The sequence below is a fragment of the Simiduia agarivorans SA1 = DSM 21679 genome (assembly GCF_000305785.2).
In the GTDB taxonomy this organism is placed as follows: domain Bacteria; phylum Pseudomonadota; class Gammaproteobacteria; order Pseudomonadales; family Cellvibrionaceae; genus Simiduia; species Simiduia agarivorans.
Window position 1 is genome coordinate 3,814,022 of sequence record NC_018868.3, and the last position, 24,580, is coordinate 3,838,601.

20 protein-coding genes are annotated in these 24,580 nt (G+C 56.3%); 14 read left to right on the forward strand and 6 right to left on the reverse strand.

The genetic code is table 11. From position 1 onward, the window contains the following. Positions 1 to 102 precede the first annotated feature (102 nt). Positions 103 to 1,473 (reverse strand): tRNA (N6-isopentenyl adenosine(37)-C2)-methylthiotransferase MiaB, encoded by a 1,371-nt coding sequence (miaB, locus tag M5M_RS17010; RefSeq protein ID WP_015048745.1) that lies wholly within the window; start codon positions 1,471 to 1,473, stop codon positions 103 to 105. A gap of 161 nt (positions 1,474 to 1,634) precedes the next feature. Here miaB and M5M_RS17015 point away from each other — a divergent pair, with 161 nt between their 5' ends. The 5 genes from M5M_RS17015 (at position 1,635) to nhaA (ending at position 6,866) form a co-directional block, all read left to right on the forward strand. Continuing rightward, complete coding sequence (locus M5M_RS17015) at positions 1,635 to 1,976, forward strand: DUF1820 family protein (protein ID WP_015048746.1); 342 nt, start codon at positions 1,635 to 1,637, stop codon at positions 1,974 to 1,976. Positions 1,977 to 2,050: 74 nt separating this feature from the next. After that, entirely contained in the window at positions 2,051 to 2,704 is a 654-nt protein-coding gene (locus M5M_RS17020; RefSeq protein WP_244431044.1) for a LysE family translocator, read from the forward strand. Between the two features lie 10 nt (positions 2,705 to 2,714). Beyond that, positions 2,715 to 3,449: a mechanosensitive ion channel domain-containing protein gene (locus tag M5M_RS17025; RefSeq protein ID WP_015048748.1), complete on the forward strand. Its 735-nt coding sequence runs from the start codon at positions 2,715 to 2,717 to the stop codon at positions 3,447 to 3,449. Positions 3,450 to 3,483: 34 nt separating this feature from the next. Beyond that, positions 3,484 to 5,424 carry a cation:proton antiporter gene (locus tag M5M_RS17030; protein WP_015048749.1) on the forward strand — a complete coding sequence of 647 codons (1,941 nt, stop codon included), beginning with the start codon at positions 3,484 to 3,486 and terminating at the stop codon, positions 5,422 to 5,424. 113 nt (positions 5,425 to 5,537) lie between these two features. Then, positions 5,538 to 6,866 (forward strand): Na+/H+ antiporter NhaA, encoded by a 1,329-nt coding sequence (gene nhaA / locus M5M_RS17035; RefSeq protein WP_015048750.1) that lies wholly within the window; start codon positions 5,538 to 5,540, stop codon positions 6,864 to 6,866. 87 nt (positions 6,867 to 6,953) lie between these two features. On the opposite strand, the gene M5M_RS17040 is transcribed toward nhaA, so the two are convergent. Together M5M_RS17040 and M5M_RS17045 are read right to left on the reverse strand one after the other, a co-directional pair. Then, the gene (locus M5M_RS17040) at positions 6,954 to 8,234 is read right to left on the reverse strand and encodes an aspartate aminotransferase type Ic (RefSeq protein ID WP_015048751.1); all 1,281 of its coding nucleotides are present in this window, start codon (positions 8,232 to 8,234) and stop codon (positions 6,954 to 6,956) included. Between the two features lie 250 nt (positions 8,235 to 8,484). After that, positions 8,485 to 9,156: a TetR/AcrR family transcriptional regulator gene (locus tag M5M_RS17045; RefSeq protein ID WP_024330125.1), complete on the reverse strand. Its 672-nt coding sequence runs from the start codon at positions 9,154 to 9,156 to the stop codon at positions 8,485 to 8,487. A gap of 214 nt (positions 9,157 to 9,370) precedes the next feature. Between M5M_RS17045 and M5M_RS17050 the strand changes: the two genes are divergently transcribed. The 3 genes from M5M_RS17050 to M5M_RS17060 are packed head-to-tail and all read left to right on the forward strand — an operon-like array spanning position 9,371 to position 13,961. Then, positions 9,371 to 10,537 (forward strand): efflux RND transporter periplasmic adaptor subunit, encoded by a 1,167-nt coding sequence (locus M5M_RS17050; protein WP_015048753.1) that lies wholly within the window; start codon positions 9,371 to 9,373, stop codon positions 10,535 to 10,537. A 2-nt stretch (positions 10,538 to 10,539) separates the two neighbouring features. Next, a complete protein-coding gene (locus M5M_RS17055) occupies positions 10,540 to 13,632 on the forward strand; it encodes an efflux RND transporter permease subunit (protein ID WP_015048754.1) in 3,093 nt (1,030 codons plus the stop codon). A gap of 26 nt (positions 13,633 to 13,658) precedes the next feature. Beyond that, the gene (locus M5M_RS17060) at positions 13,659 to 13,961 is read left to right on the forward strand and encodes an Mpo1-like protein (protein ID WP_015048755.1); all 303 of its coding nucleotides are present in this window, start codon (positions 13,659 to 13,661) and stop codon (positions 13,959 to 13,961) included. 58 nt (positions 13,962 to 14,019) lie between these two features. Here M5M_RS17060 and M5M_RS19735 read toward each other — a convergent pair whose 3' ends face one another. Together M5M_RS19735 and M5M_RS17070 are read right to left on the reverse strand one after the other, a co-directional pair. After that, positions 14,020 to 14,667 carry a substrate-binding periplasmic protein gene (locus M5M_RS19735; RefSeq protein WP_029879183.1) on the reverse strand — a complete coding sequence of 216 codons (648 nt, stop codon included), beginning with the start codon at positions 14,665 to 14,667 and terminating at the stop codon, positions 14,020 to 14,022. 182 nt (positions 14,668 to 14,849) lie between these two features. Beyond that, positions 14,850 to 15,650, reverse strand: coding sequence for a substrate-binding periplasmic protein (locus M5M_RS17070; RefSeq protein WP_015048757.1), 801 nt, complete (start codon positions 15,648 to 15,650; stop codon positions 14,850 to 14,852). A gap of 140 nt (positions 15,651 to 15,790) precedes the next feature. Here M5M_RS17070 and M5M_RS17075 point away from each other — a divergent pair, with 140 nt between their 5' ends. The 3 genes from M5M_RS17075 to M5M_RS17085 are packed head-to-tail and all read left to right on the forward strand — an operon-like array spanning position 15,791 to position 18,820. Continuing rightward, positions 15,791 to 16,282, forward strand: coding sequence for a GNAT family N-acetyltransferase (locus tag M5M_RS17075; RefSeq protein WP_024330124.1), 492 nt, complete (start codon positions 15,791 to 15,793; stop codon positions 16,280 to 16,282). A gap of 15 nt (positions 16,283 to 16,297) precedes the next feature. Then, entirely contained in the window at positions 16,298 to 16,954 is a 657-nt protein-coding gene (locus M5M_RS17080; protein WP_015048759.1) for a glutathione S-transferase family protein, read from the forward strand. Positions 16,955 to 16,975: 21 nt separating this feature from the next. Next, positions 16,976 to 18,820 carry a M2 family metallopeptidase gene (locus tag M5M_RS17085; protein ID WP_015048760.1) on the forward strand — a complete coding sequence of 615 codons (1,845 nt, stop codon included), beginning with the start codon at positions 16,976 to 16,978 and terminating at the stop codon, positions 18,818 to 18,820. Positions 18,821 to 18,872: 52 nt separating this feature from the next. Here M5M_RS17085 and M5M_RS17090 read toward each other — a convergent pair whose 3' ends face one another. Continuing rightward, positions 18,873 to 20,642 (reverse strand): peptide MFS transporter, encoded by a 1,770-nt coding sequence (locus M5M_RS17090; RefSeq protein WP_015048761.1) that lies wholly within the window; start codon positions 20,640 to 20,642, stop codon positions 18,873 to 18,875. 146 nt (positions 20,643 to 20,788) lie between these two features. Here M5M_RS17090 and M5M_RS17095 point away from each other — a divergent pair, with 146 nt between their 5' ends. Genes M5M_RS17095 through M5M_RS19745 form a run of 3 tightly spaced genes read left to right on the forward strand, consistent with a single transcriptional unit; the run spans position 20,789 to position 24,387 of the window. After that, a complete protein-coding gene (locus M5M_RS17095; RefSeq protein WP_169528923.1) occupies positions 20,789 to 21,952 on the forward strand; it encodes a tetratricopeptide repeat protein in 1,164 nt (387 codons plus the stop codon). Continuing rightward, the gene (locus M5M_RS19740; RefSeq protein ID WP_015048763.1) at positions 21,903 to 22,613 is read left to right on the forward strand and encodes a 2OG-Fe(II) oxygenase; all 711 of its coding nucleotides are present in this window, start codon (positions 21,903 to 21,905) and stop codon (positions 22,611 to 22,613) included. Before M5M_RS17095 ends, M5M_RS19740 begins: the two co-directional genes overlap by 50 nt. Before the next feature lies 1 nt (position 22,614). After that, entirely contained in the window at positions 22,615 to 24,387 is a 1,773-nt protein-coding gene (locus M5M_RS19745) for a putative 2OG-Fe(II) oxygenase (RefSeq protein WP_015048764.1), read from the forward strand. Positions 24,388 to 24,580: the final 193 nt, after the last annotated feature.

Sequence of the window (24,580 nt, forward strand, 5' to 3'; positions counted from 1 at the left end):
TGGCGTACTGTCCTTTGTGGTCGGTGTCAGTTTCAGGTTACCCCAAGCGGGGGGCGCGTTAAACGCTGTGCTTTGTCTATTTGTTTCTATAAAAAGGCAGGCTTATGCCCAGTCTGCATCCAGCTCGGAGCACAACAAGGTGCCGCGCAGGGAGTTGGGCAGGGCCTCTTCAATCAAGACGTCGGCAAACTTGCCGATCAGCGCGGGCTGATCACAGCGGAAGTTCACCACCCGGTTGTTTTCGGTACGGCCGGACAGTTGACCCGGATCCTTCTTGGATACGCCCGTGACCAGCACGCGCTCGGTATTGCCCACCATGGCGCGGGCAATCAGTTGTGCCTGGTTGTTGATGCGTGCCTGCAGGCGTGCCAGCCGCTCTTTTTTCACCGATTCCGGCGTGTCATCGGATAGGTCGGCGGCGGGTGTGCCCGGCCGGCGGCTGTAGATAAAGCTGAAGGAAATATCAAAGTTCATGTCTTCAATCAGCTTCATCGTGGCCTCAAAATCGGCCTCGGTTTCGCCCGGGAAACCCACAATGAAATCGGAAGAGAAGCAGATATCGGGCCGCAGCTTCTTGATCCGGCGCAGCTTGGATTTGTATTCCAGTGCCGTGTGGCCCCGCTTCATGGCCGCCAGAATGCGGTCAGAACCCGACTGCACGGGCAGATGCAGGTGGCTGACCAGCTCGGGCACCCGGCCATAGACCTCGATCAACGAGTCGGAAAACTCCACCGGGTGGCTGGTGGTAAAGCGGATGCGGTCGATGCCATCGATGGCCGCCACATAGGTAATCAGTTCCGCCAGATCGGCCACACCGCCCTCGGCGGTCTCGCCCCGGTAGGCGTTCACGTTCTGGCCCAGCAGGTTGATTTCGCGTACCCCTTGGGCGGCCAGATGTGCCACCTCAGTGAGCACATCGGCCAGCGGGCGGGAGACTTCTTCGCCGCGGGTGTAGGGCACGACACAAAAGGTGCAGTATTTGGAGCAACCTTCCATGATGGAGACGAAGGCTGTGGCACCGTCGGCCTCAGGCTGGGGCAGACGGTCGAATTTTTCAATTTCAGGAAAGCTTACATCCACCACCACTACACCGGATTCCTTTTTGGTTTCCAGCATGTCGGGCAGGCGGTGCAGGGTCTGCGGGCCGAAGATCAGGTCCACGAATGGCGCGCGTTCACTGATCGCTTCGCCTTCCTGACTGGCAACGCAGCCGCCCACGCCAATGACCACATTGGGGTTGGCTTCTTTCAGGTGTTTCCAGCGCCCCAGCTGGTGGAACAGCTTTTCCTGGGCTTTTTCCCGGATTGAGCAGGTATTAATCAGCAATACGTCGGCTTCTTCCGGGTTGTCGGTGGCCACCATCTTGTGGGAGTCCCCCAGCAGGTCGCGCATGCGGGCGGAGTCGTATTCGTTCATCTGGCAGCCGTGCGTCTTGATGTACAGCTTTTTGACGGGGGTTTCGGCAGAGGACATGTGAACGAACCTGTGTGATTTTTGATCAGAAAATGGCCGCGCATTATAGCGATATGGTGGGAGCTTGCACAGGCCATCCCCTTGGCAGGGGGTGTGGTTATGGTATCCTTGCGCGCCCTTGGGGGCTGTGAGTCTGCCCCGTCATAACCGTGTGTACTGCTATGTCTGCTAATCCAACTTACAAAGTCATCTTTTACAACCAGAATCAGGTGTACGAGATCTTTTGTCGCGCTATCTATCAGAGCGAGATGTACGGCTTTATCGAGGTGGAAGAGTTTGTCTTTGGCGAGCGCTCGGCCATGATCGTGGATCCGGGTGAGGAAAAGCTGAAAGGCGAGTTTGCCAAGGTAAAACGTTCCTATATCCCCATGCACTCGATTATCCGCATTGATGAAGTCGAAAAGGAAGGTGCCGCCAAGGTGGTTGAATTGAAAAGTGGCGAGAAAGTCACCCAGTTTCCGCTGGGGGGACCACTGCACCGGCCTTCGGGTGAGCCTTCCTGAGGTTGACCGGAATATGATACCTGGTCATAAAAACAGGCGATAAACCTTGTGCGCCACTTTACAGCGGGGGAAAAATGCCCCCACAATGCCCTTCCTTTAGCTACCTAACCGGTTTGATGGACACCCATTTACTGGCGTTATTCGTCCCGACCTTTTTTCTGATTTCCATCTCCCCTGGCATGTGTATGACCCTGGCATTGACCTTGGGCATGGCCGTGGGTGTACGCCGCAGCCTGTGGATGATGGCGGGCGAGCTCACGGGTGTAGCTCTGGTGGCCGCTGCGGCGGCACTGGGCGTGGCCGCGTTGATGGCGAATTATCCCGATCTGTTCCTGGTCATGCGCTGGGTGGGTGCCGCCTACCTGCTCTGGCTGGGCTGGAAACTCTGGCGCGCGCCGCCCCCGGATCTCAACCAGGTTGGCCTGGCGCCACAAACCCGCACCGCATTGGCGCTGCAGGGGTTCAACACCGCGGTCAGTAACCCCAAGGGCTGGGCCTTTATGGTGTCCTTGCTGCCGCAGTTTATTCACCCTGATTTGGCTTTGGCGCCGCAATTGCTAGCCTTGATTGCAATTATTGTGGTGATAGAGTTCTGTTCTCTGTTGATTTATGCCAGTGGCGGACACCATCTGCGGCGTTTTCTTGCCCGCGCCGGTGGTGCCGACTGGCTGAACCGCATCGCCGGCTCCTTAATGGTAGCGGTGGGTGTATGGTTGGCGCTTGGATAAGGATGAGCCCATGTTAATGACGCTGGTGCTGCTTGCACTGTGTACTGCCGTGTTTGTCTTGGTGCGTTATCTCACCGAAGCGGGCATCCGCAAGCTGGGCACCAAAAACCAGGTGTCTGAATTTGGTCTGGCGTTTGTGCTGCGCGCCACTAACACGGTGTTGTTCATCGTATATGGCCTGGTGATTCTGGGCCTGCTGGGTCTGGATCTCAGCGACGTGGAAGTCCTGTTGAGTTCGATTTTTGCCGTCGCCGGTGTGGCGTTTTTTGCGCAATGGTCAATTCTCAGCAACATTACCGCCAGTGCCATTATATTTTTCAGCTTCCCCTATCGGGTTGGTGACTGGATTCAGGTGGTGGAAAAGGATGTGGATATTCAGGGTACCGTTGAGGATATTTCCCTGTTTCATGTACTGATCCGCAACAACCGCGGCGAGCTGGTGACCTACCCGAACAGCCTGATTTTGCAAAAGCCCGTATTGCGGATGACCAGCAAGCCCACCATGCAACTACCGGAAAACCTGGTGGATGATCTGGTGCCTTTTGGTGTGGGTGAGTTAATCCTGGTCAGGGACAGTCAGGGTGAATTACAGGGACATATCGCCCATAAGAATCCGCAGCGCCTGTTACTGACGCTGTTGGACGGTAGCCAATGCGCCATTCCGGCAGCTCGGCTCGGGCAATGTTTGCTGATGCGGTCGGCCGGAGCCGATGCATCGCCCCAGCAGGAAAAGCTGGATTGGTAAGGGTGCGCAAGGTGCGGCCCGATGAGGACTATTTATGATTGATCCGATGGCGTTGTTGGTGGGGGTGGGATTGGCCTCCATCGGCTGTCAGTATCTGGCCTACAAAGTCAAAGTGCCCGCCATTCTGCCTTTGTTGGTGACCGGTATCCTGCTGGGACCGACATTCGGTGTGCTGGACCCGGATGCACTGTTTGGCGAACTGTTGTTTCCACTGGTCAGTCTCTCGGTTGCGATCATTCTGTTTGAAGGCGCATTGACGCTCAAGTTTGATGATCTCGCCGGTCACGGTTCCATGGTGCGCAACCTGTGTACCGTGGGCGCCATGGTGACCTGGGCAGTGGCGACACCAGTGGCCCACTATGCGCTTGGCATGTCCTGGCAGATGGCGTTTTTGTTTGGGGCCATTGTGACGGTGACCGGTCCGACGGTGATTGTGCCCATGCTCCGCTCGGTGCGCCCGAGCACTAAAATTTCCAATATCCTGCGTTGGGAAGGTATTGTCATTGATCCAATCGGCGCCTTGCTCGCCGTACTGGTTTACGAATACGTGATTTCTGCGCAGGACGCCTGGACACATACCTTCATGACCTTTGGTCTGGTACTGCTGGTGGGTTTTGGCCTGGGTGCGCTCATGGGCTATGGCCTGGGCTATATGTTGCGCAAAAACTGGATTCCCCATTACCTGCAGAACACGGCCGTGCTCACACTCATGTTGGGTGCGTTTGCCGGCTCCAATATGATTGCCCATGAATCCGGTCTGCTGACGGTAACCGTCATGGGCATGTGGTTGGCCAACATGAAAAACGTGGATGTGGATGACATTCTCGAGTTCAAGGAAACCCTGTCGGTCCTGCTGATTTCTGCACTGTTCATTTTGTTGGCTGCGCGCATGGATTTCGGGTCCATTTTGCAGGTGGGCTGGGGTGCTGTGTTGGTGTTGTTTGCCATTATTTTTATTGCCCGGCCCATTTCGGTACTGGTCTCCTCGGTGGGCACTGGCTTGAACTGGCGTGAATTGGCCTTGCTCAGTTGGATTGCGCCCCGAGGCATTGTTGCAGCGGCGGTGTCTGCTCTGTTTGCGCTCAAGCTTGAAGAGCTGGGGTATGCCGAAGCCGATCTGCTGGTGCCGATGGTGTTTCTGGTGATTATTACCACCGTTGTGCTGCAGAGTCTGACCTCGGTACATGTGGCCAATTTGCTGGGCGTCCGGGCACCGGCACCGAACGGTTTTCTGATTTTTGGCGCATCTAAATTTGCCCGGATCTTCGCCCAGGAGTTAATCAATAAAGATATTCCTGTCCGCATTGCCGACACCAACTGGGATGCGATCCGGCAGGCGCGTATGGATAACGTGCCCACTTATTATGGCAACCCGATATCCGAACACGCACGCCGTACCATGGATTTATCCGCTATCGGCCAGGTCTTGGTGATGTCCCCTTATCGCCAGCTCAATCCGCTGGTGACGTATCATTTCGAACATGCCATGGGCAAGGGCTCTGTATTGGGACTTTCCGGTAACGAGCAGGAAAGCCGCGCCAGCCACCAGGTGAGCGAGGCCTACGCCAAGAAGCTTGGGCTTTTTTCCGAGACTGCCACCTACGGGCGCCTGGCCAGTCTGGTCGCCAAAGGCGCCACCATTAAAACCACGCGCCTGACCGAGTCCTTTGGTCTGGAAAAATACGAGCAAACTTACGGTGATCGGGCGTTGCCCCTGTGTGCGATTGATCCCAACGGCAAGTTGTTCGTATACACCATTTCGCACGAGTTCAAGCCCAAGGCGGATTGGCAGCTGGTGGCACTGATCACCCCGGAGACCCCGGAAGAAAAAGCCGCACGTGAAGCGCGCGAAGAGGCTGAGCGATTACAGAAAGAGGCCGATGAGCGCGCGTTGCAGGAGGCGCGAGCGCGTGAAGCCGAGCGCGAAAAAGAGCGCGACCATGGCGACGGACCCGCAGCGCCAACAGAGGCCTGACCGATCGGGATTGACTGTTTATGATTTGCCCCTATGGTATCGTAAGTTTTAGGAACCCGGGGCCGGGATTTTTGTCTCATCCCCACACTGAATTAACCTGATCAGGAGTGACTATGTCGCCCGCAATCACCCTTGCATTCCAGCGATTCATGCAAAAAGACACGTCCGCCGGTATTGTGCTGATAGTGGTAACGCTCATTGCATTGACCATGAAAAATACCGCGCTGTCGTTTGTTTACGATGGTTTTTTGCACACGCCGGTAGTGGTTCAGTTTGGTGCATTGGAAATTGCCAAACCGTTGTTGTTGTGGATTAACGACGGTCTGATGGCCGTGTTCTTTCTGTTGATCGGGTTGGAGGTGAAGCGTGAGCTTCTGGAAGGCAACCTGAGCTCGGTATCGCAGATGGCGCTGCCCGGCATGGCGGCCATTGGTGGCATGTTGTTTCCGGCGCTGGTGTATGCGTTCATCAACTGGGGTGATGAAGTGGCCATGCGCGGCTGGGCAATTCCCACCGCGACCGACATTGCTTTCGCGCTCGGTATTCTGAGTCTGATGGGAAACCGTGTACCGCTCGCCCTGAAAGTATTTCTGATGGCGCTTGCCATCATCGATGACCTGGGCGCAATTATCATCATCGCATTGTTTTACACCGTTGAGCTGTCGACCTTGTCTATCTGGGTGGCCAGTCTCAGTCTCGCCGTGTTGTTTGCGATGAATCGCCTGGGCGTGTTCCGCCGCGGCGCCTATGTGATAGTCGGTGTTGTGTTGTGGGTCAGTGTATTGAAATCTGGCGTTCACGCGACACTGGCGGGCGTCGCCCTGGCATTTATGATTCCACTGCGTGCAACCAATGACAAAGGCGAAATTTTTTCGCCTTCCAAGCGCATGGAGCATGACCTGCACTACTGGGTGAGTTTTTTCATTTTGCCGCTGTTCGCATTCTGTAATGCGGGTATCGATTTCCGCACCATTTCCGTTGATGAATTGTGGGTAGGCGCTCCGCTCGGAATTATCCTCGGCTTGTTTATTGGTAAGCAGCTGGGCGTATTCGGCATGAGCTGGTTGGCTATCAAGGCGGGTTGGGCGTCCATGCCCAAAGGCGCCTCCTGGACCTCGCTCTATGGCGTCTCGCTACTTACCGGTATTGGTTTTACCATGAGCCTGTTCGTGGATTCGCTGGCGTTTGAAGACGAGGCACTTTACAAGGGCGCAGATCGGTTGGCCGTGTTAATCGGTTCGCTGTTATCTGGTGTAATGGGCCTGCTGGTGTTGAAATTTGGTACCAAGCCGTTGGCGGAGGAGGATCAGGTTATTTATCTCTCCTCTTCCGTGGGCTCGCCCATGGAATCCCTGACCCAATCGGCGGCCTGGTTCAAAGATCATCCGCCCTTGGCGGATGATTCCGGCTCAAACAAATTGCCGCCGGATACAGAAAAATGACGAATGAAAAAAAGGCGCATAAAGCGCCTTTTTTTATATTCATATGAGCCCTGAATGCGCAGGGCAGGCTGGATGCAAGCCAGTGGCTTAGCTCAGGTTGGCCAATTGCTGGCGTACGGCAACTAACTTCACGCAGGTGACAAACACATCCATCGCACCCACTACCTCGGCCACGGTGGGCACTGACGGCGCGATGCGGATATTGCGGTCCTCAGGGTCCAAGCCATAGGGGAAGGTGGCACCTGCCGGTGTCAGTTTCACGCCCGCTTCTGCGGCCAGTTTGACTACGGCTTTGGCGCAGCCCGGGCGGGTATCGAAGGAGACAAAGTAGCCGCCAGCTGGCTTTTCCCATTGACCCAGATCGGTGCCGGCAAAGGCCGTGTCCAGTGCTGACAAGACCGCATCAAAGCGCGGCTGCAGAATTTCGGCGTGTTGCTTCATGTGCTGGAGCAGTGCGTTCAGGTCGGGCAGCAGGCGCATGTGGCGCAGCTGGTTGACCTTGTCGGGGCCGATGCTTTGCGCGCCCAAGCTTTGTTTGAAGCTTTTCAGATTCGCTTCGCTCATAGCCACAAACGCGACACCCGCGCCGGCGTGGGTAATTTTGGAGGTGGAGGCAAACTGCACCACGCTGTTTTCCGTGCCCGCCGCGCGCGCCAGGTCCATCAGGTTAGCCAGTGGCAGGCTATCGCCCAGATCGTGCACAGCGTAGGCGTTGTCCCAGAATACCTTGAAGCCTGGGCTGGCCAGCTTGCCCAGACCGGCAAGGCGGGCCACCACGGCATCGCTGTAAATCACACCGGTGGGATTTGAATATTTCGGCACACACCAGATGCCTTTGATGGCCGGGTCGGTTTGCACCAGGGTTTCGACCGCATCCATGTCCGGGCCGTCAGCCGTCATGGGCACTGTCAGCATATCGATGCCCAGCTGCTCGCACAGGGTGAAGTGGCGGTCATAACCGGGCACAGGGCAGATGAATTTCATGGGGCCTTGCCGGCGCCAGGCGCTGTCGGGGCCTTCGAAACCAAAATGCACCGCGTGCAGCAAAGTCTGGAACATCAGCGTCAGGCTGGAATTACCTTGCGCCAGCACCTCGGTGACCTTGACCCCCAGAATATCGGCGCCCAACTGGCGGGCTTCGGGTAAGCCTTCCAGGCCGCCGTAGTTACGGGTGTCGGTTCCGTCCTGACTTTTGTAGTTCCCTTTCAGAATGCCGTCCATTGCGTCCGACAAGCTGAGCTGGTCGCTGGAAGGTTTGCCGCGCGTGAGGTCCAGCGAAAGTTTGCGCGCTACGATGGCGGCGTATTCGGCGCTGAGCTGCTGTTCCCACTGGGTCAATTGGTCTTTGCTGGCGTTGTTCAGGTTCAAGATGGGCCTCGATTTGTAAAAGGACTACAAAAAACGGGCGGCATTATACGCAGCTTCTGTGCAACTTTTAATCGGAATTGTACGTCTGAGCGCAATTTTTTTATATGTGCGCCGAAAAGACCGGCCTGGCTGCCAATGAGGCGCGTCCGGGCGCCTGAATTGACTTTCTCAGACCCGGTTGACGCGTGAAAAGGTCGATTCAGGCGGTTGAATTTGGCAGTGCTGGCCAGGTTGCGACTGAAAAAACGTCTCAGGATTGGTAGTAGCGCAGAAACATGTCCACGGACTTGTGCAGATACTGCTCGGCCTTATTCTGGCTCTCATCGTGGGGCAGGCCGAGGATGGCCATGAAATGAGTGCCGGTCTTCAGCAACGACAACAACTGTTCGCAGGCCATGTCCAGATCGTCGCACGCAAGCTCGCCTGCGTCTACTTTGCCGGCTAGGTAATGCTTCAGTGCGGCTTCTACCTGCTCGGGGCCGGCGGCAAAGAACATAGCACTGATTTCCGGGTGCAACTCCGCGTTGGCGGCACACAACCGACACAGCTGGATGGCCTCCCGGCTCATGATCAGTTCCTGAAAGTGCCGGGCAAAGTCGAGCAGGGTATCCCGGATCGGACGGCTGCCGGAAAACACCTGCTCATTCATGACGTTGGCAATGCAGCGCTCTTCCACGCAGAACTTAAACAGGTCTTCTTTGGCGCCAAAGTGACTGTACACCGTCTGCTTGGACACCCCGGCGGCCTCTGCTACCTGATCCATGCTGGTGCTCAGATAGCCCTGTTCGGTAAATAAATGGCTGGCCGCCTGCACGATTTGCTGGCGCTTTTCTTCGCTGCGGGTGCGGGGCTTGGGCTGCGTTGTGTCGTTGATACTTTCGTTCATGGCGCGAGTGTAACTGAAATTGTATGAATTAGACAAAATCCATACTGGACGGTTCAGTCTAATTTATATAGTCTAGACTAGTCAGTCCAGTTTGATAATTCATGCGTACCGAATTCCAGAACAAACGAGTACCGAGATAATAACGCCCTTGCCTGCAGGGCTGACCTCAGTTCTGGCGCTGTCACCGGCAGCACCGGATAACAGTTGATTCAGAGATTTTCACGAGCTTAGCGCTCTGGGGTAGAAACATATGATTACGCAGTCAGGGCGTGTGTTGGTGGTGCATTGGGTCCGCCGCTATTGGGTATTTTTGCCGGTATTGGTGACGGCGCTGGCATTGATGGCGTCAATCAGCGCACGCGCGCCTGCCGCGCAGGCGCCTGCACCGCATTTGCTGCCCACCCGGGCGTTGACCCTGGAACCGTTGCCGGGCTATCAGTTAACGCGTCGGTTTGCCGGGCAGGTACTGGCCCGTCAGGACGCCGACGTGGGCTTTGAGCTGGCCGGCCAGCTCGCCGACGTGCGGGTCAATGATGGCGATCGGGTCGTGGCCGGGCAGGTACTGGCGCGATTGGATACTGCCTTGCTGGCCACGGAGCGTACGCAGTTGCAGGCGCAACTCGCCGACAATCGGGCGCGCCAGACCTTGAATCAGGCCAATATCGAGCGGCACGGCCGCCTGCAGGCGGGCGGTTTTGCGTCGCAGCAGCGTCTCGACGAGTTGGAAACCGAGCGCGATACCTTACGCGCAGCCGCCGATGCCCTGGGTGCCCAGTTGAGCAATGTGGATACCCGTCTGCACAAAGCCCAGTTGCGGGCGCCTTTTTCGGGCGTGGTGGCCAGGCGTTACGCGGATCAGGGCATGGTGGTCAACGCCGGCAGCCCGGTGCTGAAATTACAGCAGCAGGGCGAAATGGAAGTGGCGGTGGGCGTGCCGGTGCCTTTTGCCCTGCAGTTGGTGGTATCCCAGCAGGTGGCCGTTGAGTTGCGGGACGAAATCCTGAACGCCAGCGTGTTGAGTATCGGCGCCGATGTTCACCCCATTACCAACACGGTCAATGTGCGCTTGCTGATGCCCGATTCGGCCCGCGGTTTCAACGGTGACATCGTCCATCTGCACATGTCGGAAGTCATTGCCCAGCCGGGCTTCTGGGTGCCCGCCGACGCCGTTGCCTCCGGCATGCGGGGTCGCTGGGTGGTGTACAGTCTGGTTCAGCTGGACGGACTCTACCGGGTGCAGGCCCGGGACGTGCAGATCCACCATACAGAAGGCGACCGGGTGTTTATTTCCGGAGCATTGACTGCGGGTGAAAAATTGGTTGCAGCGGGCATTCACCGGCTGGTGCCGGGGCAGGCCGTGAGCCTGCTGCCCGATGTTGACTCCGACGGCGAGCAGCTCGGCGAGCGGGGCCGCTGATCATGATCAAGGCCTTCGTTGAAAACCCGCGCCTGGTAATTCTGGTGATCGCGGTATTGTTGGTGGCGGGCCTGGCGGCAATCACCAGTCTGCCCCTGTCGGAAGACCCCTACATCACCGGGCGCCATGCCTCCATTCTCACGCCTTACCCTGGCGCGTCTGCCGAACGGGTTGAGGTGCTGGTGACGGAAAAAATCGAAAACAAAGTGCGCGAGCTGCCGGAAATTGAAACCATCACGTCCAGTTCGCGCGCCGGCCTGTCGGCGCTGGTGGTAGAGCTGAAAGGCGAAATCGGCCCGGACCAGGTGTCTGAAATCTGGTCGCGCATGCGCGCATTCGTGGATGAAGCGGCGGTGGAATTGCCGGCGGGAGTGCTGCCTTCCCGGATTATCGACAATCGGTCACACGCGTTTACCCGCATCCTGGCGCTGCGTTGGCAGGACGACAGCGAACCGGACTATGCCGCGTTGGGCCGTTACGCGGACGAGTTGCAAAGCCGGTTGCGTGGTTTACCGGGCACCTGGCGGGTGGAGCAATTCGGCCGGCCGGTAGAGGAAATCCAGGTGAATGTGGACGGTCAGCGCCTGAGCCGGCTGGGGCTCACCGCTGCCGATGTGGGCGCGGCGATTGCCCGAGCAGACAGCAAGGTGGCGGCCGGCCAGTTGGTGAGCAACCAATCGCTGGCAGTGGAAGTCCGCGGCGCTATCGACAGTGTGGAGCGGGTGCGCCAGGTGCCCTTGCAGTCGCCCAGCCAGGGCAGTCTATTGGTGCGCGACGTAGCCCGGGTGCACCGCGGCGAAAAGACCCCGCTGGAGAGTGTGGCGCTGATCCACGGCGAGCGTGCGGTGGTGGTGGCCGTGTCCATGCTGGCGGATGAGCGCATCGATCGCTGGAGTGACCGGGTGGATCAGCGGTTGGCGGATTTCGAGGCACTGTTGCCCGCCAACGTGGCGCTGGAAAGCTTGTTTGATCAGCGTGGTTATACCGAAACCCGGTTGATGGATTTACTTGGCAATGTGGTGTTGGGTTTCTGCCTGATTGTCGGGGTTTTGTTGTTCACGCTGGGGTGGCGCTCGGCCCTGATTGTGTCGCTGGCACTGCCTCTGACCGCCTGCTTTACCCTGGCTGTGATGAAATTTTACGGCCTGCCCATTCACCAGATGTCGGTCACCGGATTGATCGTCGCACTCGGAATCATGGTGGATAATGCCATTGTCATGGTGGATTCCATCGCGCGGGAGCGCGCGGCCGGTCACGATCGCGTTGCCGCTGTCAGTCGTTCTGTACGTCACCTGTGGCTGCCGCTGGCCGGTTCCACCTTGACCACCATTCTGGCGTTCATGCCAATTGTGTTGATGCCGGGGCCGGCGGGGGAATTTGTCGGAGGTATTGCGCTGACGGTGATTTTTTCGCTGGTGGGCTCCTATCTGATTTCCCATACATTGATTGCGGGATTGGCGGGGCGCTTTTTACGGGAAGACAGTCAGTCGGGCGGCACCCTGGCCTGTGGCTTTTCGGCCCGAAAACTGGGCGTGTTGTTTGAGCGTATGCTGCATTCGGCGCTGCGCAGGCCATTGGCCACGTTGGTGGCGGTGGGGGCGTTACCGCTATTGGGATTTGTTGCCGCCGGGCATCTGACCGAACAATTTTTCCCGGCCTCGGACCGCGACATGTTTTACATGGAAATCTATCTGCCCGAGCACTACACCACCGAGGCGACGCGCCAGACAGTGCTGGAGGTGAACCGGTATTTACAGGCGGAGGTCCCAGAGATTACCGACGCGCACTGGTTTATCGGGCAGGCCGCGCCTGCGTTTTATTACAACCTCATGTTTGGTCACGACGGTGCCGCTAATTTCGCGCAGGCAATGATCAAAACGCCGCACTTTTCGGTGGCGAATCGGTTGATTCCGGCATTGCAAGCCGAGCTGGATCACCGGTTTCCCGCGGCGCAGATACTGGTGCGCAAGCTCGAGCAAGGGCCGCCTTTTGAGGCGCCGGTGGAAGTGCGCTTGTTCGGGCCGGATCTGGATATTCTGAAAGACAAAGGCAACGAAGTGCGGGCGGCGATGACCGATGTGGCGTCGGTGACCCACACGCGCTCCAGCCTCGGCAGTGCTGTGCCCAAATTGTGGCTGGATGTGGATGAGGACGTGGCGCGGCGCGGCCAGTTCCAGCTCACCGACCTGTCCCGGCAATTGGCCAACGGTCTGGATGGCGTGGTACAGGGCTCCCTGATTGAAGGCACCACGGAAATTCCCGTGCGGGTACGCATGAATGCCAATGACCGGGGTGATCTTGCAGAACTGGGTCAGTTCAACTTTGTTTCCCCTGCCGGCGGTAGTGACCCGAATGTGCCTCTGGTGGCCATGGCGTCGTTTGAGATAGCGCCGACTCAGGGCAGTATCGCGCGTCGCGATGGCGAGCGGGTCAATACCCTGCAGGCGTTTATCAAGGACGGTGTGTTGCCGGCCGAAGTGCTGACGCAGCTGCAGAAAAATCTGGATGCGCGCGGATTCAGTTTGCCGCCTGGCTATCGCCTCGCATTAGGGGGCGAGGGTGCTGAACGGGATGAAGCGGTGCACGATCTGATGGGCTCTGTGGGATTGATTATCACCCTGTTGGTGCTGGTGGTGGTACTGAGTTTTAACTCGTTCCGGCTCAGTGGCATTATCTTTGCGGTCGCCATTCAGTCGGCGGGGCTGGGCCTGCTGAGTGTTTATTTGTTCGGTTATGCGTTTGGTTTTACCGTGATTATCGGTTTGCTGGGGTTGATGGGGCTGGCGATCAACGCGGCCATTGTGATACTGGCCGAGCTCAAGTCCGATGCCAACGCCGTGCGGGGTGACGAGGCGGATATTGTCGCCGGTGTGATGCGCTGCTCGCGTCACATAGTGTCGACCACCATTACCACGGTGGGCGGCTTTCTGCCGCTGATTCTTGCGGGTGGTGGCTTCTGGCCGCCCTTCGCCATCGCCATTGCGGGTGGCACGGTGCTTACGACCTTGTTGTCATTTTTATTTGTGCCGGCAGCGTTTATTCTGTTTGCACGCTACCGGGCGTTCGAGCAGGCGCAGTCGCAGGCGCTGGTATAAACCACGAGAATAACACGGAGAGAGCAATGGCTGATTTCAAACGTTTTTCGGAATTCTACCCCTACTACCTGTCGGAGCATGCCAATACCGTGTGCCGTCGGTTACATTTTGTCGGCTCGTGCATAGCCCTGTTGTTGCTGGCCGGTGCGCTGGCGCTGGCCAATCCCTGGTTAGTATTGCTGGCATTCGTGCAGGGCTACTTTTTTGCCTGGGTCGGACATTTTGGTTTTGAAAAAAACCGCCCGGCCACCTTCAAGCATCCGTTTTACAGCTTTCTGGGTGATTGGGTGATGTTCAGGGATATGCTGACGGGTCGCATCCCGTTTTAGTATCACAAAATTTTTCCAACGTGCTTTCGCCCGGCTTGCCGGGCATTTTTTTGATTGGTTATTGGTTTTGTTCGGCCAGCGCCTCCAGGGATTCGAAATACTCATCGTAAAACGCCTGACTGACCTTGTCGAAAGTGTGGGCTTGTCGAAGCCGATCTGCAATTTGTCGAAACGCGTCCGCGTGTTTGGCTGCGGGGGATTTTTTCGATAGCCCGATGTAGACCGGGTTTTCGCCAGTAAAGCTGAAAGCCATTTTTTTGAATTTACCGTGGTATTCGGGGTGAGTGGCGAACAAAAAAAGTGCCTGTCGCTCGGTGGCTATGACAAGATCAATACGCTTGGCCAGTAAACGTCGGAAATTATCGTTAACGTGCGCCGCACTGGACCGGTTGAATAATGTCTTGGTTTGATCGAACGCGGGCCAGTATTGATGTCCCAGAGTGGTACCTACAGTGAGGCCGGCAAGATCTTCAAAGTTGTTTATTGTCAAAGGACTATCATTCAGCGCGTAAAAGCTTTTGGTGGAGTAGTTAAGATAAGGAAACAGGTGCATAAATTCGGCGCGCTCTTGTTTGTAGAGCAGGCCGCCCATGATGTCAGCCTGACCATCGGCAAGCATGCGCAAGCAGCGGCGGAAAGGCGTATTGGGTGTAAAGGTCAGTGTATAGCCCAGCTCCGAGGCCACCAGCTTGATTACATTGACCACGGAACCTCTGGGTGGGCCGGCGGGTGTATCGTAGACAGAGAACGGCGGGTAATGATCTGCACACATCACTAATGGTGGTAGCGGCGATTCCGCACTCTCACCGCTGTGAGTCACGGAGCTAAGCACGAGCAGCAAGCACAAGCCAACGCGGTGCCCTAAATAAAGGCAAATCCGACACCCCATTACTCCGAGTGCCTCAATTGGATCTGGTGTTTTTCGATCAACCGCTCAAATTCTCCGGCAGCGCGTAAACGCGCGATACTGGCGCCAATCTGATCCTTCCGGCCGTGCAACCAGGAGGCTTTGGCTACACCTATGCTATTGACGTTTTGCTCGCGTAAAAACGTTGCCTTCAGCAGTTTGTAGATGGCCGTGCGCTGGTTGCCTGCCGCTGCAGCCTGGTCAACCAGATGTGCGGCGACCGATTCGTTGAGTACGAGAATGTCTATGCGACGAGCATCAAGCAGCCGCAGACCGGCTTCCGGTTGCGGCGCCTGAATCACCATCGGGTGCCGTTCGAACTCGGGCGGGTATTCATAGCCGTTAATCAATCCAACCCGCAGGCGCAATATATCCAATGCCGTTTCGGGCTCCCCGTCAAAATCTGCGCGCGCAACCATGCGCAAGGCTTCAGGTTCTGAATAAGCAAACATGGTCATGTATTCCAGTCGCTCGGGCGTGGGCATGAGACTGACCATCAGGTCCATTTTGCCGGCCTGCATCATCCGCAGGCAGCGCGCAAAGGCGGTGTTGACCGACACGGCCAGGGAAAAGCCGACCTCATCCGCTATCATCTTGAGGGCATCAATCATTGCGCCCTGGGCCTTATTGTTCACGAAGTAGGTGAACGGCGGGTAATGATCAATACACACCGTCGCTGTCTGGGCGCGCGCTGCATTCGCAAACTGCAGCAGCATGATGGCGGCGGTCCAGTGAAGCAGGCGTGTGAGTGCAGATTTCACGGTTGGCAATGTAGGCATCATAAACGTTGTGGGTGTCTCCCCTCAGAGCTTAGCAGATGTTGGCCATAGACCCGTATTGCGGTCAGCGTCCATTATTTCGTCCGATAGGTGGGTGCAATTGATCAATGGGCTCAGATTTGCTTACAACCTATTACCTTCACATGACCGATCCGACTCAGGCGGTATTGACTCCGCTACCCGAGTCAGCTGAATTGACCCGGATTGTGCCGGCTCGGGCGGAAATCAATCAGGCGTTTTACCTGGCGGTGGGGGAGCCCTGGGGCTGGACCGACAAGGCGGACTGGACGGCGAATCAATGGCGTGCCTATGTCCAAGGCCACGGCCATGCACTGGCTGCTACACCGGTTGAAAGCATCCATACCTGGGTTTTGCAGGATAAGGGCGAAGATGCGGGTTACTTTGAATTAGCCCGGTCTGGCACCGAGGCAGAAGTACGCTATTTTGGCTTGCTGCCCAGTGCGATCGGGCGGGGGCTGGGGGCTGGCCTGCTCAGTTGTGCGGTGGCGCAGGCCTGGGCGCTCGGGGTAGAGCGCGTGTGGGTGCACACCTGCACGCTTGACCACCCGGTGGCGTTGGCGAACTATAAAAAACGTGGATTTCAGTTATATCACACCGAAACCGAACCGGTTTGAATCGAGGGCATCACCATGGCAGAACTGACACTGGTCATAGGTAACAAAAACTACTCCAGCTGGTCGTTGCGGGCCTGGCTGTACATGAAAATTAACGACATTCATTTCGATGAAATCCGGCTGCCGCTGGATACCCCGCAATTTCAACGGGAAATCTATCAGTATTCGCCCTCGGGCAGGGTGCCCGCACTTTTACATGGCGACGTCAGGGTATGGGATTCGTTTGCCATTATTGCGTACGTTTACCGCACCTTTCCCGATAGCGCTAACTGGCCCAAAGACAAAGTGCTGGAGGGCATGGCCATTTCAGCCGTGATGGAAATGCACGCCGGTTTCATGGAGTTGCGTAACCACTACCCGATGAATTGCCGTAAAACGCCGTTCAAGGCGCCGCTGCGAGGCAAAGTGGAAAGCGAGTTGTCGCGTCTTGAAACCCTGTGGGGGGACATGCTGGCGGCGAGCGGGGGACCCTGGTTGTGTGGTGATCTGGGGATTGTGGATGCCTACTTTGCACCGGTGTGTATGCGGATCCATACCTACCAGTTACCGGTGAGTGAGCGCCTGAGAGAATACGTTGAACGGGTTCTGGCGTTGCCGGCTATGCAGGAATGGATTGCGGCGGCGAGAGCAGAGACAGACGTTGTCGATGCCGATGAATGGAAAGACGAATAATTAACAGCGGAGAAAAAAATAATGCGAACACCCCATAAACTTTCAGTGTTGGCGCTGGCAGTGGCGACCGGCCTGCTGGTGGGTTGCCAGCCCGAAGGCAAAGAAAAGGCCACGGTTGCCCAGGCAGAAGCGGCTAAAGTGTACGATCAGGCAGCGGCGGACGCGTTTTTAGAAGAAGCCGAAGCCGCGTTGAAAGACACCGCAGAATACGCGTCCCGCGCCAGCTGGTTAGCGGCCACCTACATCAACGGCGACAGTCAGTTTGTAGAGGCCCGCGCGTCTAAGGAATACACCTTGCAGGTGGTGAAGTATGCCATGCAGGTAAAAAACTGGGACGGTGCCCAGGTGGATCCGGTCACCCGCCGCAAGCTGGATGCCTTGCGTCTGGGCCTGAGCTTCCCATCGCCGGCGGATGAGAAGCTGGCCGGTGAGCTCGCGGATATTGGCTCCAAAATGCAGGGGATGTACGGCGCGGGCAAATACTGCCGCGAATCCGGCGAGTGTCTGGACCTGATTCAGATGAGTAACATTCTGGCCGAAGGTAAAGACCCGGCGCTGATGATGGAGGTCTGGACCGGTTGGCGCAGTGTATCGCCACCTATGCGGCCCCTGTATCAGCGCCAGGTGGAAATTGCCAATGCCGGCGCCCAGGACCTGGGCTTTGAAAATCTCTCGGTGCTGTGGCGCTCCAACTACGACATGGCGCCCGATGCCTTTGCCGCCGATGTAGACAAGCAATGGGGCAAGGTCAAACCCTTGTACGATGCCCTGCATTGCCATGTGCGCGCAAAACTGAATGAAGCCTACGGCGATGACGTGGTGCCCGCCACCGGTAAGATTCCGGCGCATATGCTGGGCAATATGTGGGCCCAGACCTGGGGCAATGTGTACGACAAGGTCAAACCCGCCAATAGCCAGAAAAGCTACGATCTGACCAAATTGATTGAAAAAAGTGGCATGAATGAAATCGGCATGGTACGTACGGCCGAGGCGTTTTTCTCTTCATTGGGCTTTGCACCGCTGCCGGACAGTTTCTGGGAAACCTCGCAATTTGTGAAACCGCGTGACCGCGACGTGGTGTGTCATGCCAGCGCCTGGAATATGGACAGCAAAGACGACCTGCGCATCAAAATGTGCATCCAGAAAAACGGCGAAGATTTTCAGACAGTGCACCACGAGCTGGGCCACAACTACTACCAGCGCGCTTACAACCAGCAGCCGTTCCTGTTCCAGGGCAGTGCCAACGACGGCTTCCACGAAGCGCTGGGCGATACCGTCGCGCTTTCGATTACGCCCTCTTATCTGGTGAGCCTGGGCATGCTGAAGGAAGAGCCGCCGGTCTCCGAAGATCTGGGCTACCTGATGCAGATGGCGCTCGATAAAATCGCCTTTTTGCCGTTTGGTTTGTTGGTGGACAAGTGGCGTTGGCAGGTATTCAACGGTGAAATCAAACCCGAAGATTACAACAAGGGCTGGTGGTCGCTGCGCGAACAATACCAGGGCATCACACCGCCGGTGGCGCGCTCCGAGGCTGATTTCGATCCGGGTGCCAAGTACCACATTCCGGGTAATACGCCTTACACCCGTTACTTCCTGGCCTTTATCCAGCAATTCCAGTTCCACCGTTCACTGTGTGAAACCGCCGGCTACGAAGGCCCGCTGCATCGCTGTTCCATCTACAACAACAAAGCCGCCGGCGACAAGCTCCAGGCCATGATGGCCATGGGCACCAGCCAGCCCTGGCAGAACGCCATGCAGGCGCTCACCGGACAGCCCGAACTGGATGCCAGTGCGATCGTGGATTATTTTGCGCCACTGAAGGTGTGGCTGGATGAACAGAACAAAGACCGTCAATGCGGTTGGTGATGTAACGCAATAAAAAAAGCCCGGCACTTGCCGGGCTTTTTTATGCGTGCGATTACTTGATGCCGTGCATGCCCTTTTTGAGGATGGGCGAAATGACGATCATGAACAGACCCACACCCAAACCGACCCACATGAGGAATTCATACAGGCTGGTGTAAGTGGTGAGCAGGGACATGGCATCCGCTGACTCGGCTCCCGAGGTATCGATAGCGGCCATTTTACCAATCCGGGTGGCGACGGTTTCAGACAGGGCTGTGGCCAGGAACCAGGTTCCCATGCTGACGCCGACCACCTTGCCGATAGACAGCTTGGTTACCGCCGACAGGCCCACCGGAGACAGACACAGTTCACCGGTGGTGTGCAGCAGGTAAGCCAGCACCAGCCAGATCATCGCGACTTTGCCCGCATCGTCAGCGAATTGAGCGCCCAACACCAGTGCGCCGAAGCCCAGGCCGGCTTGCATTATGCCAAGACCGAACTTCACTGGCGTTGAGGGCTCCCAGCCGCGTTTGGCCAGCCAGACCCAGAGAGCCGCGAAGGGGATCGCAAACAGCATGATGAAGCCGGCGTTGAGCGAGCCAAACATGGAGGCACGGATTTCGGTGTCGCCCATGTTGCGGTCCAGCACCCGGTCGGCATACAGCGTCATGGAGCCGGCAGACTGCTCAAACAATGACCAGAACACGATGGTTGAAGTGATCAGAATCATCAGCACCACGGTGCGGCCGTATTCGTGGCTGTTGTGGGTTTTGAAGCCGTAACCAATAAACGCCACCAGTCCCAACAGCATCAGGCCGAGCCAGGTATCGATATCGGTAAAGGCCCACACCAGGCCCACGGCCATGGTTACCAGCGCCAGGCCCATGGCCAGCCAATCTGTGCCCTTGTGTTCCTGGTGGGTCATGGAGAACAGGATGATGCCCACAATCGCCACAATCAGCAGGCTGTTCTGAGCCACGTGCACCACCGGCTCGTTCTGAACCAGTAACCACACCAGCGCGAGAGACAGCAAACCGCCGAGGTAAATGGCCCATTCTTTGTTAATGGGGCCAATGAAGGTCTCCTTCAGGCGCGCGGGTTCGGTGGGTTCCGCATGGCCTTCCAGCAGGTGTTGGTACTTCAGGAAGGTAATCAGACCCAGCAGCATGCCGATGCCGGCCGCACCAAAGCCGTAGCTCCAGCCGTAGGTCTCACCTAACCAGCCACACAGGATGGTGGCGATAAACGAGCCGATATTGATGCCCATGTAGAAGATGGTGAAGCCGGAGTCCCTCCGGGGATCCTTCTCGCCGTACAACTTACCCACAATGGTCGAGATGTTGGGTTTAAGGAAGCCAACGCCCACGGTGATCAGTGCCAGTGCGAAGAAAAACACCTTCAGCGCCACCACATCCTGAATCACAATGTCATCCGCCAAAACCGTACCTGCGGCGAGCACAGTGCCGTCGTTCAGGGTAATGGCCTCAGCCAAGGTGGTGCCTGCCGCATAGGTCATGGCCTGAAAGCCCTCGTATGCCATAGTGGCATGACCGGCAGTCAGCAACAGTGCCCCGAACACCACGGCTTTGCGCATGCCCAGGTAGCGGTCAGCCAGCAGGCCGCCGATCAGGGGGAGCGCATATACCAGTCCGGCATAAGCACCAAGCACGTCATAACCGGCGGAGTCAGTAAAAAGGTGGTACTTTGTGAGGTAAAGCAACAGGAGGTACTTCATGCCGTAAAAGGAGAAGCGTTCCCAGAGCTCGGTTGCAAAGCACACGTAAAGCCCTTTCGGATGCCCCAGGAAATCCCCGGAGGCGGAAGAAGTGGTGGCAGCGGTCATGCCGGGTCCTCTTTATTAGATTTTAGTTAGTAATATCAGACGATTAGCAGTCGCGAATCCTCAATGAGCAGTGGATCAGTCCTGAAATGACTTGTGATGTGTTAAAGCGATATGACCTGTCCCTTTGCCCGCGTTGGTGGCGATTTTTGCTCCTGACGGCCTTACTCCTTGCCCTAGGCGGGTGCGTCACCCTTCATATCGAACAACCCGATCAAAAAATAATCGCACAGGCGGTGAGCGGCGCACTGATTCCGGGCTTCGAGCGACGGGACATACCTTCTGCAGATACTGTGTCGCGCTTGAACGACAACATGCGATCGTTTGTGGACGAGTGGGCGCCGGCCTCAATGACCACCAATGACAAGGTAAAGAGCTTGCTTCGAGGCCTGATTTCCAGCCAGGGACGGGCAATTCAATACCGTTCTGACATTACCCTGGATGCGGAATCTACTTTCGAACAAGCGGTCGCCAATTGTCTCAGTTTTTCGATTCTCTATGCGAGTATGGCGGAGTCGGCCGGACTCAGGGTTGCGTTTAATAAAGTGGAAGTGCCACCTTTGTGGGGGCTGAGGGAGGACTCGCTTACCCTGACCAGCTACCAGCATGTCAATGTGATCGTTGAACACCTGGGGTATGACCAGGTGGTTGATATCAATATGCAGGAATACTCGGTTGATTACCCTCAAAAGCGTATTTCCAAAGAGAAAATCATTGCCTTGTTTTACAATAACAACGCTGTCAACGCCATGGACACCGGCGATTATGGACTGGCGATGAGTTATTATCGGGCAGGCTTGGCACTCGATTGGTCGGCATCAGAAATCTGGAATAATCTTGGTGTGCTTCACATGCGCATCAACGAGTATGATGTGGCAGTCGAGCTGTTTAAAATGGCACTTAGCCTGAACACCCGGGAATTGTCCGCCGCCACAAATCTGGTAAGGGTTTATCAGTACCGGGGTGAGAAAGAGGAGGCTGATAAAGTCTTGCGGGCAGTGCAGGGTTATCAGAAAAATAACCCGTACTTTTACTATCGCATGTCGGTCAAAAAGCTGGATGAACGGAATTTCAATGAGGCATTGGCGGACATCAATAAGGCCGTCAAATTGTTGAAAGATCACCGGTTCTATTATGTGAGATCAAGAGTGTTGCAGGCGATGGGTGGCTACGAGGAGTCCATGCAATCACTCGAGCTCGCAATCCAGGTTGCAACCAGTGAATACTACCGGCTGTACTATTTATCAGAAAAAGAGAAGTTTAATGCTAGAGCTGAAGAAGGACGAGCTGGTGTCGGCTCGGAACTCCTTTGATAACCATGGTTGGGCGGTGTTGGAAAATGTATTCCAGAATGACTTCGCTGAGCGTGTTTTTGCGTGCGCCAACGAACAGGTCGGCTGGAATCTGGTGACCCGCATTGAAGGTCAGCACCGGGCCTTCGATGCATCGGCAATGACCTCAGTGCCGGAGCAAAACCTTAAACAATTTGAAAGCCTGGTGGCGGCCGAAGCGCAAGCCGGATTTCAATACATTTACGAACGTATCCCCCTCTACGACCAGTTTATCGCGGGTACCGTCCAGGAGCCTGTTATGCAGGCGCTGATGACTTGTACCCGATCAGCCCCATTTATCGAATCACTGAAGCAAGTCACCGGCGACTCATCAATCAGGTTTACCGACGGCCAGTTTACCCGTTACCGACGGGGGCATTACCTCACACGCCATGATGACAGGAACGATGCAAATGACAGGGTGGCGGCATTCGTCATCAACTTTTCGAAGGCCTGGCATCAGGATATGGGTGGATGGTTGGCGCTGTACCAGAATGAAAGTGTCGAAAAAGTAATGGTTCCCCGCTTTAACAGTATGGTGGTTTTTAAAGTGCCAAGGGATCACGCCGTTACACCGGTGGCGCCTTGGGTTGATGGTTGTCGCTATGCGCTCACGGGTTGGGCGCGCCGGGGTGAGGAGTAACATGCAACCAAACACAGCACAATTGATGCAGGCGCTGGGTGCGAAGCGGTATCAGTATGTAAAAGATGCCATTGAAGCTCAGGGGTCGCCTGAAGCCGCAGATGCCTGCCATCTGATGGCCTTGGCTTGTGATGGCCTCGGGCAAAAGCAGCTGGCGTACAAATACTTTGTGCTTGCGTATGAGCGATCAGGTGCGCATCCGTTAATTGCGCGAAACTTCGCCAGATTTTTGTTCGCCGCTAAGGACTACCGTGCAGCGCTCAAAGTATTCCAGTATCTTCACGCGCACGGTGAAAACGGTACCGTGTTATCCGTTGCGCGTTGTTTGCAGGCGTTAAAGGACCGGTCGGGTCTGAGCGAATGGGTGGCTGCACATCATAACGCGTTAGTTTCTGATTATAGCGGCGCGATGTTTTTGGGCGGGTATTATCGCGGGCGGGATGAGCTGCTGAAGGCAGAGCAGTGCTATCTGCAGGCATTGGCTTTGTCGCCTGGTAAATCCAAAGGTCTGACACAGGTTTGTTTGTCTTCCGTGCTGAGGCTGCAGGGTAAGTCGGCGCGGGCATTGGCAGTTGTTGACGATTGCGAGTTTGATCAGGAGTCTCCAGAGCACCTTGATTGTAAGGCTGGCGCGCTTATCGATCTTGGCAGGGTGGATGAAGGGTTAGCGTTATTTCGACGTCTGGTTGAACAATACCCGAATTACGTTGCTGGTTATTCGGGTTATGCGCACGCGTTGTGGGAATACTGCGATGAGGTGTCAGCGGTTAAAGATACCATCGCCCGGCTGGGCAACGACTCGTCTCCAGATGTTGTGATGGCGAAGGCGGGTTTTTTTATCGAGGCCAAAGATTACGCCTTGGCGCTCGACACTCTGGATTGCGAGGCCTGTGACGATTTACCGGTTGCCCATGCCCTGCGCGCGAATATTCATCACTTACAGAAAGATTACCGCGTGGCCCGGAGCTGGTACGAAACGGCATTCCAGCAGTTTCAATATCAGGATCCGGATTTTATCAATGCCTATTGCCGGCACCTGATTGAGTGTTCGGACATAGAGCTGGCAGAGCGTCACTTGGTAGCATTGCGCCAGCATTTTCCGCTACACCAGGAAACCATTGCGAATTTAAGCGTTTGTTGGCGCTTAATGGGGGATGAAAGAGAGTTTTTATATTGCGACTACGACCGGTTTGTCAGGGAATACCCGATTTGGGGTGACGAGGATGCAGAGCAGATCTGCCTGTTGAGTGATCTGCTTGGCGGCTTGCACAAAGCGCATCGAGAACCCCTCAGGCAGAGTTTGCGGCATGGTTCGCAAACTCCGGGGATGCTGTTTGGCCGGGATGAGCCCATATTGCAGCAGCTGCAGTCGAAAATAATGGCAGCCGTCAGCGCTCATTCTCAGTATCTTGCGACGGTTGTGGACCAAAGCCACCCATTGTTTCGTCACGGGCAGGACATTCGGTTCGTCAGCTCCTGGTCAGTCAAATTAAAGCCTGGTGGCGCTCATGTTAATCATATTCATCCCAAAGGTTGGCTGAGTTCCGCGTTTTATATCGCGTTACCGTCCGAGTCGGAAAAAGCCGCCGGCGGTGGTTGTATTCAGTTTGGCCAGCCACCGGAAGTTCTCGGTTTGAATTTGCCACCGCGCCGTGTCATTCAGCCTAACGTGGGCAATCTGGTGCTGTTTCCTTCCTACATGTGGCACGGTACTACGCCCTTTTATGACGCAGAGCAGCGCATGACGGTTGCATTCGACGTGCAGGCAGACTAGTAGCGGTAGATTCCGCCGCTCATTTTTCAGCGCAGCGCGAGGCCCATGCCGCTTTATCCGATACTGCTTCGGCTGCGTCTGTTTGCGTTCTCCTATTGCCGATCTCCAGACGTTACATTTTCTGGTGAGATTCACTGGCGCCGAGCCGGCGCTGGTTCTGTTCCTGCCGCTTACATGTTCTGAGAGCCTTTCG

Coding starts and splice junctions, on each gene's coding strand:
- miaB (WP_015048745.1), bottom strand. CDS start 1,473: ATGTCCTCTGCCGAAACCCCCGTCAAAAAGCTGTACATCAAGACGCAC.
- nhaA (WP_015048750.1), top strand. CDS start 5,538: ATGTCGCCCGCAATCACCCTTGCATTCCAGCGATTCATGCAAAAAGAC.
- M5M_RS17075 (WP_024330124.1), top strand. CDS start 15,791: ATGACCGATCCGACTCAGGCGGTATTGACTCCGCTACCCGAGTCAGCT.
- M5M_RS17085 (WP_015048760.1), top strand. CDS start 16,976: ATGCGAACACCCCATAAACTTTCAGTGTTGGCGCTGGCAGTGGCGACC.
- M5M_RS17080 (WP_015048759.1), top strand. CDS start 16,298: ATGGCAGAACTGACACTGGTCATAGGTAACAAAAACTACTCCAGCTGG.
- M5M_RS17025 (WP_015048748.1), top strand. CDS start 2,715: ATGTTAATGACGCTGGTGCTGCTTGCACTGTGTACTGCCGTGTTTGTC.
- M5M_RS17015 (WP_015048746.1), top strand. CDS start 1,635: ATGTCTGCTAATCCAACTTACAAAGTCATCTTTTACAACCAGAATCAG.
- M5M_RS17055 (WP_015048754.1), top strand. CDS start 10,540: ATGATCAAGGCCTTCGTTGAAAACCCGCGCCTGGTAATTCTGGTGATC.
- M5M_RS17090 (WP_015048761.1), bottom strand. CDS start 20,642: ATGACCGCTGCCACCACTTCTTCCGCCTCCGGGGATTTCCTGGGGCAT.
- M5M_RS17070 (WP_015048757.1), bottom strand. CDS start 15,650: ATGATGCCTACATTGCCAACCGTGAAATCTGCACTCACACGCCTGCTT.
- M5M_RS19740 (WP_015048763.1), top strand. CDS start 21,903: ATGCTAGAGCTGAAGAAGGACGAGCTGGTGTCGGCTCGGAACTCCTTT.
- M5M_RS17030 (WP_015048749.1), top strand. CDS start 3,484: ATGATTGATCCGATGGCGTTGTTGGTGGGGGTGGGATTGGCCTCCATC.
- M5M_RS17020 (WP_244431044.1), top strand. CDS start 2,051: ATGCCCCCACAATGCCCTTCCTTTAGCTACCTAACCGGTTTGATGGAC.
- M5M_RS17060 (WP_015048755.1), top strand. CDS start 13,659: ATGGCTGATTTCAAACGTTTTTCGGAATTCTACCCCTACTACCTGTCG.
- M5M_RS17050 (WP_015048753.1), top strand. CDS start 9,371: ATGATTACGCAGTCAGGGCGTGTGTTGGTGGTGCATTGGGTCCGCCGC.
- M5M_RS19745 (WP_015048764.1), top strand. CDS start 22,615: ATGCAACCAAACACAGCACAATTGATGCAGGCGCTGGGTGCGAAGCGG.